Here is a 12846-nt window from a genome sequence, read left to right on the forward strand (position 1 = left end):
ATGTCGCAGATCCGCGGGTGACGCGACCATCTCGATTTCGCCTTTCAAATCCGGCATCCCCGGTGTCCGATGCCGCCGGGGATGCCGGGGATGGAGATGGCGGCTCCTGGCCGGGCTCAGCCCTGCGGCTTGTACATGACGATCGGAGGGACCGGGTCCGGCGGCAGGATGTTCACCCCGCCCAGCATGTTCATATAGGTCACGGTGCTGTGCTGGATGCCGGCCTGGTCGACCCAGTCGCCGGCCGAGCTGTCGCAGGCCCCGGGCAGCTCCGTGCTGTCCTCCGCCGGCTGGACGTAGCTGATCCCCTGCAGCTTGCCTTCGAAATAGCTCAGCCCGGCCTGCACCTCCGAGGGCGGCGACAGCTTGCACGGCTCATAGATCGTCTCGATGCCCGTCAAGTCCCACCAGGCGCGCGGCACGATGTCCATCGCGTTCCAATAGCGCGGGGCGTAGCTGAAGGCGCTCTGGAACAGCGTGGCGAAATCCGCGTTGCCCGCCGTCGGCGCGGCGAAGGTGGCCGGGACGATCGGGGCCGAGACGCCGGCCGTCTGCAGCAGGTTCTGCAGCCAGGGCGCGGCCACGGTGGTCAGGCAGCCGCCCAGGCTGTGCCCGGTCACCACCAGCACCGGCGTCTGGTTCGCCGGGTTGCCCAGATAGCCGGTGACGAAATCCGACAGGCTCTGGTTCTCCCAGCTCAGCCCCTCGATCACCTTCAGCGCCGACAGGGTGCCGTCGGCGATCCGGGCCGGATCGTCCGGCGCCCAGGGCAGCGCCACCTGCTTGGGCACGTCAAGGTCCTCGAAGATCTGCTTCAGGATGCCCCAGGGATCGTCGATGTCCACGTCGGTGCCGCGGATGCACACGGCCAGCAGCACCGGCAGGCCGGTCGGCGCATCGACATAGGCGGCGGCATAGGCGAGGTTGCTGTCGTCCCAGTCCTTGGCCGGGCCCCAGACCACGCTCCAGCTGCCGATGGCGGGATTCGGCGCCATCTCTCCCGGCGGCGGCATGCTGCCGACGGCGGTCGCGATTTCCTCCGGCTTGAAGTAGGAGATCTGGCAGAGCTGGAGATAGCTGATCGCGAAGATATCGGACGGGCTGCCCTGGGTGGCCGCCTGCTTCATCGCCTCCGGCGTCATGATGCTCCCTCTGTCCGGTTGCGGGTTACGGCCATCCGGCAACGGACGGGCCGGGCCATCATGACCGCCCGAAAAAGATATCGGATCAACAACTTTCAGTTGAGTAAAATTTATTGAGAATTACGCCTGCGAAGGCGGCTCCGGACGGATGATCTTTATGCCGATCCGGAATAGGAGCTGGACAATTATGAATTGGCCGCCTCTGCCACTGGGCGACATCATGACCACAATTTGAGCGTGCCCATTTGATGGGCGTGCGGCCGGCCCGGATGCGAAGGCCGGCTGCCCGGGCAGGGGGCGATCAGTGTCAGACAGCGGGACCGTTCAAGCGGACCCGGCGCCGCGCGCCGCGATCCGCCCGTATCTCGACATCCGCAGCGCCAGGAATCCAGCGCTGTCACCCGACGGCGGGCTGATGGCGTTCCTGAGCGACGAGACCGGCTTCCATCAGATCTGGCTGCAGCCGGCCGGCGGCGGCACCGCCTGGCGGGCGGCGGAGACCGAGGAGCCGGTCGGCGCGCTCGCCTTCAGCCCGAAGAACCGGGACCTGGTCTTCACCATGGATCGCGGCGGCGACGAGCGGCACCAGCTCTGGCTGATCCCCGGCACCGACGCCGCGCCGGTGGCGCTGACCGACGACCCGACCGTGGTCCATGTCTGGGGCGCTTGGTCGCCGGACGGGGAACGGATCGCTTATGCCGCGAACACGCGCGACCGCACTCATGTGGACATCCATGTGATGGAGGTCGCGACCCGCCGGGCGACCTGCGTGTATCAAGGCGAGCTGTACCGCGAGGTCATGGCCTTCTTCCCGGACGGCAGGGCGTTGCTGGTGCGGGACTGCACCCGGGCGATGACCGACCAGGACCTGTTCCGGCTCGACCTCGACACCGGCGCCTATGAGCCGCTGCTGCCGCATGATGGCCGGGCGCGCTACGCCGCGGCGAAGTTCCGGAAAGATGGCAGCGGCGCCTATCTGCTGACCGACCAGGGGCGGGACTTCCAGGGCGTCGCCTTCTTCTCTCTCGCCGACCGCAGCCTTCGGTGGCTGGTGACGATCGAGGGCAAGGACGTCGAGGCGATGGCGCTGTCGCCCGACCAGAGCCGCATCGCCTTTGTCGTCAACGAGGAGGGCTGGAACCGCATCCTGATCCGCGACCTCGACAGCGGCGCGGAGACGGCGGTGGAGGGGCTGCCGCCCGGCGTGATCGGCTCGGTCTCCTGGCGGCCGGACAGCAGCGGCCTGGTCTTCCCGCTCGAAGGCGCGGCGACGCCGCCCGACATCTGGGGCTTCGACCTGACGACCGGCGCCGCGGCCCGGATCACCGACGCGTCCAAGGGCGAGCTGGACACCGGCGGCTTCGTCGAGCCGGTGGTGCGCCGCGCCTCGAGCTTCGACGGGCTGCAGGTCCCGTTCCTGCTGTACCGGCCGAAGGGCGAGGCGCCGGCCGGCGGCTTCCCGGCGCTCGTCATCGTCCATGGCGGGCCGGAGGCGCAGTGGACCCCCACCTTCCGCGCCGACATCCAGTACATGCTGGCCCGCGGCATCGCGGTCGCGGCGCCGAATGTCCGCGGCAGCACCGGCTATGGCCGGCCTTACCAGCATCTCGACGACGTCGAGCTCCGCATGGACAGCGTCGCCGACCTCAGGGCGGTGCGGCTGTGGCTGGGGGCGCAGGACGAGATCGACGAGACCCGGATCGGGATCTTTGGCCGCTCCTATGGCGGCTTTATGGTGCTGGCGGCGCTGACCGAGTATCCGGAGCTCTGGCGCCTCGGCATCGAATTCTACGGCATCGCCAATTTCCACACCCTGCTGCAGACCACCGGCCCCTGGCGCCGGCGCCTGCGGGCGGCGGAATACGGCGACCCGGTCGCCGACAGGGATCTCCTTGAGCGCGTCTCGCCGATCCACAGGCTGGACCGCATCCGCGTGCCGCTGCTGGTCGCGCAGGGGCTCGACGATCCGCGCGTGCCGCCGGGCGAAAGCGAGATGGTCCATTCCTGCCTGCGCGGCCTCGGCCGGCCGGTCGAATACATCCGCGTGCCGCATGAGGGGCACGGCTTCGCGCGGCTGGACAACCGGCAGACGGTGTTCGGCGCCGTCGCCGCCTTCCTCGACCGCCATCTCTGATTTCAGGACCGAAAGGGACGATCATGCAGAATTCCGAGACGATCTGGCAGCTGGTCGACGCCAAGCGGACGGAGTTCGAGGCGCTGAGCGACCGGATCTGGGGGATGCCGGAGATCGCCTACACCGAGTACCGGTCGGTCGCCGAGCACACCGCCATGCTGAAGGCCCAGGGCTTCCGCGTGACCGAGAACCTCGCCGGCATTCCGACCGCGGTGATGGGCGAGGCGGGTGAGGGCGGACCGGTGATCGCCATCCTCGGCGAATACGACGCCCTGCCGGGGCTGAGCCAGGAGGCGGGGATCGCCGAGCCGAAGCCGCTGCCGGGCAACGGCTACGGCCATGGCTGCGGCCACAACCTGCTCGGCTCCGCCGCCATGCTGGCCGCCACCGCGGTCAAGGACTTCCTCGAGGCCACCGGCCGGCCCGGCCGCGTGCGCTACTACGGCTGCCCGGCGGAGGAGGGTGGGGCGGCCAAGGCCTTCATGGTGCGCGCCGGCGCGTTCAAGGATGTCGACATCGCCATCACCTGGCATCCGGCATCGCTGACCCGGGTCGGCGAGGCGCTGTCGCTGGCCAACACCCGGATGGATTTCCACTTCACCGGCCGCGCCTCGCACGCCGCCGCGGCGCCGCATCTCGGGCGCAGCGCGCTGGACGCGGTCGAGCTGATGAATGTCGGCGTCAACTACATGCGCGAGCACATGCCGTCGGACGCCCGCATCCACTACGCCATGCTCGATTCCGGCGGCATCGCGCCGAATGTGGTGCAGGCCTCGGCCAAGGTGCGCTACGCCATCCGGGCGCGCGACCTGGCCGGCATGCTGGCGCTGAACGAGCGGGTCAAGAAGATCGCCCAGGGCGCCGCACTGATGACCGAGACCACGGTCGCGATCTCGATCATGAGCGCCGTCTCCAACATGCTCGGCAACACGCCGCTGGCGGAGGCGATGCACCAGAACCTGCAGCGTCTCGGCCCGGTGCCCTTCGACGCGGCGGACCGGGACTATGCCGCGCAGATCCAGGCGACGCTGAGCGAGGAGGACATCCTCACCGACTACCGCCGCGTCGGCGTCCCGCCGCGGCCGGACACGCCGCTCTGCGACTTCATCGTGCCGCGCGAGGCCAAGGGCGAGCCGATGATCGGGTCGACCGACGTCGCCGATGTCAGCTGGGTGGTGCCGACGGTGGAAGCGCGGGTCGCGACCCATGCCATCGGCACGCCGGGCCATTCCTGGCAGATCACCGCCCAGGGCAAGGCGCCTGCCGCGCACAAGGGCATGGTGCATGCGGCGAAGGCGATGGCCGGAACTGCGCTCGACGTGATGAGCGACGAGCTGCTGCTGGCCCGGGCCAAGCAGGACCACCGGGAGCGGACGGCGGTCACGCCCTATGTCTGCCCGATCCCGCCGGAGGTGCAGCCGCCGCTGCAGCCGCGGCCGCAAGCCGCTTGAGGCTAGGCAGTAAGCGCCGAGTGAGTGGATAGGCCGGAGCCGCCCCCTCACCCGAAATCGCTGACGCGATTTCGACCTCTCCCGGAGGAGAGGTGAAGAAACCCTCTCCTCGGGGAGAGGGAGGGGCCCGACGCCGGAGGCGGCGGGAGGGTGAGGGGGCAGACCGCGCCGGTAAGCGAGCCCGCGGCATCGGCGGTCCAAAAAGACGTCCAGGAAGGGCGCCGACGACACCATCAGAACAGTCAGAACAGCACGGAGGCTCGATCCATGTTCGCCCGTCCGATCCCGGCGTCGTCCGGATCCCGTCCGCTCCGCCGCCGCGCTCTCGGCGCGGTCTGCGGCGCCGTCCTCGCCGCGGCGCCTTTCGCCGCCGGGGCGGCGACGCCGTCGAGCGCGCTGGTCATGGCCTGGAACATCGATGCGATCAGCACCTTCGACCCGGCCCAGATCGGCGAGGTGGTGACCGACGAGATCGTCAAGAACACCTGTGACACCCTGGTCGACTTCGACCCGGCGGACGAGGCCAAAGTGGTGCCGCTCCTCGCCGAGAGCTGGGACGTCTCCGACGACCGCCTGCAGATCACCTTCCATCTGCGCCGCGGCGCCACCTTCCCCTCCGGCAACCCGGCGACGGCGGCGGACACCGCCTGGTCGATGCAGCGGGTGGTCAAGCTCGGCTTCGGCAATGCGGCGACGCTGACCGAATACGGCTTCACCAAGGACAAGGTCGACAGCCAGATCACGGCGCCCGACGACGCCACCCTCGTCCTCAAGCTCGACAAGCCCTACCCGACCAGCCTGATCCTGCAGGCGATCGCCGCCAACCGCGTTTCCGCCACCATGGACCGCAAGACGATCATGGCCAACGAGGTGAACGGCGACCTCGGCAACAAGTATCTCGCGACCCGCACCGAATGCGTCGGGCCCTATAAGCTGGTGCAGTGGAACGCCGGTGAATCTGTCGTCCTGCAGGCGAACGAGAGCTACTGGGGCCAGGCGCCGGCGCTGAAGCGCGTCCTGATCCGCCATGTGGCGGAGGCGGGGACGCAGCGCCTGCTGCTGACCCAGGGGGATGTCGACGTCGCGCGCGACCTGACGCCGGAGGACCTGAAGGACCTGGAGAGCTCGCCCGACGTGTCGGTCGTCCGGGTGCTGAAGCCGCAGCTGTTCTTCTGGATCTTCAACAACGCCGACCCGATCTTCGCGAACGAGAAGGTCCGCCTGGCGATGCGCTACCTGATCGACTATGAGGGCCTCGCCAAGACGGTGATGACCTACACCGGTGTGCCGCGGGCCAGCTTCGTCCAGATCGGCGCGGTCGGCGCGCTCGACGAGAAGGAGGGGCAGCCCTTCTCGCTCGATCTCGACAAGGCCAAGGCGCTGCTGGCCGAGGCCGGCTATCCCAACGGCTTCAAGGCCAATGTCTTCATCGGCACCCTGCCGCATTCGGCCCCGATCGCGCAGAGCGTGCAGCAGAACGCCGCCAAGATCGGCGTCGAGCTGACGCTGGAACGCATGGCCAACGCCCAGCTGTTCAGCCGGGTGCGGGGGCGGGAGTTCCAGACCGCGATGCAGGCCTGGCAGACCGGCGTGCCCGACGCGCACGGCAACGCCTCGCGGCTGGTCTACAACCCGGACAACCGGGCCGAGGCGAAGCTGACCCAGTATCCGGCTTGGCGGGCTGCCTTCCATTCCGAGGACGCCAACAAGAAGATCGACGCGGCGCTGCTGGAGCCCGATCCGGAGAAGCGCAACGCGCTGTACCGCGACCTGCAGCTGCAGATCATGCAGCAGGGGCCGATGGCCATCATGTTCCAGATGTACAACGTCGCCGGCATCCGCAAATCGCTGAAGAACTGGAGCTGGAACGGCTTCCGCACCTACTACGAGCTGGTCGGCAAGTAGCGCATGGTCGACGCCGCCCCCATCGCCGTTCCCCGCCGGCCCGCGGCCCCAGGACGGAAGGCGCTGTCGTCCTGGGCGCTGGCGGCCGGCCGGACCGTCCTGTCGGTCGCCGTCACCCTGTTCGGGCTCGCGGCGCTGACCTTCTTCATCGGGCGGCTGCTGCCACTCGATCCGGTCACCGCCATCCTCGGCGACAACGCCAGCCAGGCGGCCTATGACGCGATGTATCGGCAGCTCGGGCTGGACCAGCCGGTCTGGGTCCAGTTCCTGCGCTACCTGCGCGACATCGCCAGCCTCGACCTCGGCACGGCGCTGACCACGGGCAAGCCGGTGGTCGAGGACATCGCCAGGGTCTTCCCGGCGACGCTGGAGCTGGCCAGCGTCGCCATCATCATCGGCACCGGGCTCGGCATCCCGCTGGGCGTGCTGGCGGCGATGTATCGCGACAGCGCGGTCGACCACCTCGTCCGCGTGGTCGGCCTGCTGGGCTATTCGGCACCGACCTTCTGGCTCGGGCTGATGGGGCTGGTGCTGTTCTACGCCACGCTCGGCTGGGTCGGCGGGCCCGGGCGCATCGACTTCGTCTACGAGTTCGACATCGAGCCGATGACCGGCTTCCTGCTGCTCGACACCGCCCTGCAGGGGCAGTGGGAGGCGTTCGGCGATGCCTTCCGCCACATCATCCTGCCGGCCTCGATCCTCGGCTTCGGCGCCCTTGCCTATATCAGCCGGATGACCCGCAGCTTCATGATCGAGCAGCTGGGCCAGGAATATGTGATCGCGGCGCGGGTCAAGGGCCTGTCCTGGGCCCGCACCGTCTGGGTCCATGCCTTCCGCAACATCGCGGTGCAGGTGGTGACGGTGGTGGCCCTGTCTTATGCCTTCCTCCTGGAAGGGGCGGTGCTGACCGAGACGGTCTTCGCCTGGCCCGGCTTCGGCCGCTATCTCACCAACACGCTGCTCGCCGGCGACATGAACGCGGTGGTCGGCTGCACGCTGCTGATCGGCGTGATCTTCGTCGCGCTGAACCTGTTCTGCGACCTGCTGTACCGCATCTTCGACCCTCGCACCCGATGAGCGCGGACATGCCAAGCAACACCGCCACCCGCATCGGCTCGCTGAAGAGCTGGCTCCGGGCCCCGGTCCCGACCTCGCCCCTCCAGGCCCGCGCCCAGCAGCTCCGGCTCAGGCTGCTGCGGCTGTGGGGCAACCCCTCCGCCTTGCTGGGGCTGGCCATCATCCTGCTGATGGTCGTGGCGGCGGTCTTCGCGCCGCTGATCGCGACCCACGACATCTACGCCCAGGATCTTTCGATCCGCCTGCAGCCGCCCTCGGCCGTGCACATCCTTGGCACCGACGAGCTCGGCCGCGACGTGTTCAGCCGCATCGTCTTCGGCGCCCGGATCACGCTCTACATCGCCGTGCTGACGGCGCTGATCGTGGCGCCGGTCGGCCTCCTGATCGGCACCACGGCGGGCTATCTCGGCGGCTGGGTCGACATCGTGCTGATGCGCATCGTCGACATCTTCCTGGCCTTTCCCAGCCTGGTCCTGGCGCTGGCCTTCGTCGCCGCGCTCGGCCCCGGCATCGAGAACGCGGTCATCGCCATCTCGCTCGCCGCATGGCCGCCGATCGCGCGGCTGGCGCGGGCGGAGACGCTGTCGATCCGCAGCTCCGACTACATCGCCGCGGTCCGCCTGCAGGGGGCGTCCGCGCTGCGGATCATCCTGTCGCATGTGGTGCCGATGTGCCTGCCTTCGGTGGTGGTGCGGATCACGCTGAACATGGCGGCGATCATTCTGACCGCCGCGGGCCTCGGCTTCCTCGGCCTCGGCGCGCAGCCGCCCAGCCCGGAATGGGGCGCGATGCTGTCCAGCGGCCGCGAATTCGTGCTGACCAGCTGGTGGATCGCGGCGATCCCCGGCTGCGCCATCCTCCTCACCAGCCTGGCCTTCAACCTGTTCGGCGACGGGCTGCGCGACATCCTGGACCCCCGCCATGGCTGACCCGCTGCTCACCGTCGAGGATCTGCGCATCACCTTCCCCGGCGGCCACGGCGTGCTGCAGGCCGTGCGCGGCATCTCCTTCGCCATCGGGCGCGAGAAGGTCGGCATCGTCGGCGAATCCGGCTCCGGCAAATCGCTGACCGGTCGGTCAATTTTGAAGTTGACGCCCAAGGCGGCGCGGGTGACCGCGGCCCGGCTGGACTTCGACGGCATCGACCTGCTCGCCGCGTCGGAGCGGCGGATGCGGGCGATCCGCGGCAATCGCATCTCGATGATCCTGCAGGATCCGAAATTCTCCCTGAACCCGCTGATGCGGGTCGGCCGGCAGATTACCGAGGCCTACCGGCTGCACCATCGGGTCGGCGCGCGCGAGGCGAAGGCGCGGGCGCTGGAGATGCTGGACGCCGTCCGCATCCGCGACCCGGAGCGGGTGTTCCGCCTGTTCCCGCACGAGGTCTCGGGCGGCATGGGCCAGCGCGTCATGATCGCGATGATGCTGATCCCGGAGCCGGACCTGATCATCGCCGACGAGCCGACCTCGGCCCTCGACGTGACGGTGCGGCGGCAGGTCCTGACCATCCTCGACGACCTCGTCACCCGGCGCGGCACCGGGCTGATGTTCATCAGCCACGATCTCAACCTGGTCGCCGATTTCTGCGACCGCGTGCTGGTCATGTATGCCGGGCGGATCATGGAGGACATCCCGGCGCGGGAGCTGCACCGGGCCCAGCATCCCTACACCCGCGCCCTGCTCGACAGCCTGCCGCGGCTCGACCGGCCGGTCGACACGCTGCAGGTGCCCAGCCGCGATCCGGCCTGGCTCGACGGGCCGACGCTGCACGGCGGGGCCGTGGCATGACCGCCGATACGATCTTGGAGGCGGTCGGCCTGCGCGTCACCTTCGGGTCCGGCGCCGCGGCGATGACCGCGGTCGACGACGTGTCCTTCGCCCTCCGCCAGGGCGAATCCTTCGGGTTGATCGGCGAATCCGGCTGCGGCAAGTCGACCGTCCTGCGTGCCCTGGCCGGGCTCAACACCGCCTATGGCGGGTCGGTCCTGTTCCGGGACCGGGAGGTGCCGCGCAAGCGCGACAAGGCGTTCTTCCGCCGCGTCCAGATGGTGTTCCAGGACCCCTACGCTTCGCTGCATCCACGCAAGATGGTCCGGGCCGTGCTGGCCGAGCCGCTGCGCATCCACGGCTTCGACCGGCCGGAGCAGCGGATCGACGCGGCGCTCGAGGCGGTCGGCCTGGGCGGCGGCTTCCGCTACCGCTATCCGCACGAGCTGTCGGGCGGGCAGCGGCAGCGCGTCGCCATCGCCCGCAGCCTGATCATCGAGCCGGAGATCCTGCTGCTGGACGAGCCGACCTCGGCGCTCGACGTCTCGGTCCAGGCGGAGATCCTGAACCTCTTGAAGGCGCTGCGGCGCGAGCGCGGCCTGACCTATCTGATGGTGACCCACGACATCGCCGTCATCGCCCATCTCTGCGACCGCATCGCGATGATGGACCGGGGCCGCATCGTCGAGGAGATGACCGCGCAGGGCGTCCGCGCCCGCCGAGCGCGCGAGCCGTACACGCGCGACTTCCTGGAGGCGAGCATCGGCTACCGGCCGGCGTCCTGACGGGGCGGAGGAGGGGAAGGTGGATCAGCTCAGCGCAGCCGAACGGGTCGAGGCCGACCACTGGCCCGGGACGACCTGGGAGATGGTCGAGGATCTGCGGTCGGCCGGATGGTCGCTCGAGCACCTGGATCGCGTCTGGGCCCAAGCCGACCGGATCGGCACCGCCGCGCTGATGATCGTGCAGGGCGGGCGGGTGGTCGCCAGCCGCGGCGACGTCGCCCGGCGCTATCTGTGCCATTCGATGCGCAAGAGCTTTCTCAGCGCCCTGATCGGCACGCATCAGGACGACGGAACGATCGACCTGTCGCTGACCCTGGAGACGCTCGGCATCGACGACCGTGAGCGGCTGAGCGAGCGCGAGAAGCAGGCGACCATCTACGACCTGCTGACCGCACGGTCCGGCATCTACCACCCCGCCGGATATGAGACGCCCTGGATGAAGTCGCTGAAGCCGCCGCGCCACTCCCAGGCGCCGGGCGCCCATTGGTGCTACAGCAACTGGGACTTCAACGCGCTCGGCACGATCTACCGGCAGCTCATCGGCCGCAGCATCCACGCCGCGTTTCGCGACCGGATCGCGGCGCCGGTCGGCATGCAGGATTTCCGCTTCGATGCGGAGCAGGCGGATGGCTGGCTTGAGCCCGATCCCTGCTCGGTCCACCACGCCTATCCGTTCCGGATGTCGACCCGCGACCTCGCGCGCTTCGGCCTGCTGTTCCTGCGCGACGGGCGCTGGCGCGACCGCCAGGTGGTGCCGCAGGGCTGGGCGGCGGCCAGCGTGCTGCCCTATTCCGATGCCGGCCCGCGCGGCGCCTATGGCTACATGTGGTGGGTGTCGCGCCAGGGCATCGCCTTCCCCGGCGTGGTCGTGCCGGAGGGCACCTACAGCGCCCAGGGCGCCGGCGGCCATTACTGCGTCGTCATCCCGCCGCTCGATCTCGTCGTCGTCCACCGCGCCGACACGGAGAAGATCGACGGGAAGCCGGTCGGGCCGGAGGTCGACCGGTTCAAGTTCGGCCGGCTGCTCGGCCTCGTCCTCGACGCCTGCCGCGCCGGATAAGCCAGGGGAGACAGCGCGCCATGGCCAGCGTCATCGAGGCGATCGCGGAATGGAGCCGGTCCGGCGTCGCGTTCAGCGATCTCGCGCGCCTGCGGGCCCGCCACGCCGTCGCCGACACCGTCGCCTGCATGCTGGCCGGGGCCGATGACCCGTCGGTGCGCGCCGTGCGCGCCGCCTTCGCCGGCACGGTTGCCGCCGGCCCGCGCTGCAACCTGATTGGCGGCGGGCTGGGCTCGGAGGCGCTGTCGGCCCTGGTCAACGGCACGGCGGCGCATGCGCTCGACTACGATGATAATTTCCGTCCGGCGGCCAGCCATGCCTCGGCGGTGCTGGTGCCGGCGCTGCTCGGCGTGGCGCTGGCCCGCGGCGTATCCGGGCGGAGGCTGGTCGACGCCTATCTGGTCGGGCTGGAGGCGCAGGCCGCGGTCGGGCGCGGCGTCAACCCGTCCCACTACGCGACCGGCTGGCATGCCACATCGACGGTCGGCTGCATCGGCACCGCGGCGGGCGTCGCCTGGCTGCGCGGCCTGGACGCGGCCGGCATCGCCCGGGCGATAAGCCTCGCCGTCAGCATGGCCGCCGGGGTCAAGGGCCAGTTCGGCACCCCGGCCAAGCCGCTCCACGCCGGCCTGGCCGCGCGCAACGCGGTCGAGGCCGCGGCGCTGGCGGAGTGCGGCATGACCGGGCGGCTCGACATCCTCGAGGCGCCGCAGGGCTTCCACGAGCTGTTCGGCGGGCCGGATGCCGCGGGCTGGGACGGGGTGTCGATCGGCAGCCCGCATGTGATCGAGAGCGACGGGCTGATGCCGAAGCGCCACCCCTGCTGCGGCTCGACCCACAACGCGGTCGACATCGTCCTCGACCTCAGGGCGCAGCATGGCTTCGCAGCGGCGGAGGTGGTCGCGGTGGAGACGCTGGTCGGCATCGCCAACCAGCGCAACCTCGCCTATCCGCGCCCGGAGGACGAGATGCAGGCGCGCTTCTCGATGCCGTATTGCGTCGCCCTGGCCCTGCTGAAGGACCGGCTGGAGCTGTCGGATTTCACCCAAGCGGCGGTCGGGGCGCCAGCAGTACATGCGCTGCTGCCGCGCATCACGATGACCGCTTGGTCACGGGAGGAGGAGCGGGCGGCAGGCCCGAGGCCGCTGCCGCACCGGGTCACGATCCGGCTCGCCGACGGCCGGATCCTCTCGGCCGAGCGCGCGGAGGCGAAAGGCAGCATCGCCGACCCGTTCGACGACGCGGATCGGCGCGCCAAATTCGCCGATTGCTGCCGCGGCGCGCTCGACCCCGCAGAGATCGAGCGCCTGTACGACCGCCTCGACGCGCTGGACCGGCAGGACGGCTTGACGTTCCTGGAGCAGCCGCTGGCGATGGCCCATATGCGCCAAGATAGCGGATGGGCCTGAGTCGCCCCCTCACCCGAAATCGCTGACGCGATTTCGACCTCTCCCCAAGGAGAGGTGTATGGGGCGCCGCGTTGATTCCCCTCTCCTCGGGGAGAGGGAGGGGCCCGACGCCGAAG

General features: G+C 69.8%; 10 protein-coding genes. 9 read left to right on the plus strand and 1 reads right to left on the minus strand.

Annotated elements, in window-relative coordinates; genetic code table 11:
• Positions 1 to 116: 116 nt before the first annotated feature.
• A complete protein-coding gene (locus KXR53_RS29740; protein ID WP_437379088.1) occupies positions 117 to 1142 on the minus strand; it encodes a lipase family protein in 1026 nt (341 codons plus the stop codon).
• A 304-nt stretch (positions 1143 to 1446) separates the two neighbouring features.
• On the opposite strand from KXR53_RS29740, the gene KXR53_RS29745 reads away from it, so the two are divergent.
• The 9 genes from KXR53_RS29745 to KXR53_RS29785 all read left to right on the plus strand — a co-directional run bounded on the left by KXR53_RS29745 (position 1447) and on the right by KXR53_RS29785 (position 12730).
• Positions 1447 to 3276: a S9 family peptidase gene (locus KXR53_RS29745; RefSeq protein WP_437379090.1), complete on the plus strand. Its 1830-nt coding sequence runs from the start codon at positions 1447 to 1449 to the stop codon at positions 3274 to 3276.
• 23 nt (positions 3277 to 3299) lie between these two features.
• Positions 3300 to 4727 (plus strand): M20 family metallopeptidase, encoded by a 1428-nt coding sequence (locus KXR53_RS29750; RefSeq protein ID WP_437379092.1) that lies wholly within the window; start codon positions 3300 to 3302, stop codon positions 4725 to 4727.
• Positions 4728 to 4994: 267 nt separating this feature from the next.
• Entirely contained in the window at positions 4995 to 6632 is a 1638-nt protein-coding gene (locus KXR53_RS29755; RefSeq protein WP_437379094.1) for an ABC transporter substrate-binding protein, read from the plus strand.
• 3 nt (positions 6633 to 6635) lie between these two features.
• Positions 6636 to 7709: an ABC transporter permease gene (locus KXR53_RS29760; protein WP_437379096.1), complete on the plus strand. Its 1074-nt coding sequence runs from the start codon at positions 6636 to 6638 to the stop codon at positions 7707 to 7709.
• An 8-nt stretch (positions 7710 to 7717) separates the two neighbouring features.
• The gene (locus tag KXR53_RS29765; protein WP_437379098.1) at positions 7718 to 8638 is read left to right on the plus strand and encodes an ABC transporter permease; all 921 of its coding nucleotides are present in this window, start codon (positions 7718 to 7720) and stop codon (positions 8636 to 8638) included.
• Positions 8631 to 9497, plus strand: a complete 867-nt coding sequence (locus KXR53_RS29770; protein WP_437379100.1) for an ABC transporter ATP-binding protein — start codon at positions 8631 to 8633, stop codon at positions 9495 to 9497. The genes KXR53_RS29765 and KXR53_RS29770 overlap by 8 nt, the downstream gene beginning before the upstream one ends.
• Positions 9494 to 10261, plus strand: coding sequence for an ABC transporter ATP-binding protein (locus tag KXR53_RS29775; protein WP_437379102.1), 768 nt, complete (start codon positions 9494 to 9496; stop codon positions 10259 to 10261). Before KXR53_RS29770 ends, KXR53_RS29775 begins: the two co-directional genes overlap by 4 nt.
• 19 nt (positions 10262 to 10280) lie before the next feature.
• Entirely contained in the window at positions 10281 to 11321 is a 1041-nt protein-coding gene (locus KXR53_RS29780) for a serine hydrolase domain-containing protein (protein ID WP_437379104.1), read from the plus strand.
• Between the two features lie 20 nt (positions 11322 to 11341).
• Positions 11342 to 12730: an MmgE/PrpD family protein gene (locus tag KXR53_RS29785; RefSeq protein ID WP_437379106.1), complete on the plus strand. Its 1389-nt coding sequence runs from the start codon at positions 11342 to 11344 to the stop codon at positions 12728 to 12730.
• The last annotated feature ends 116 nt before the right edge of the window (positions 12731 to 12846 follow it).

It is taken from the genome of Inquilinus limosus, from assembly GCF_051487185.1.
GTDB classification, from domain to species: domain Bacteria; phylum Pseudomonadota; class Alphaproteobacteria; order DSM-16000; family Inquilinaceae; genus Inquilinus; species Inquilinus limosus_F.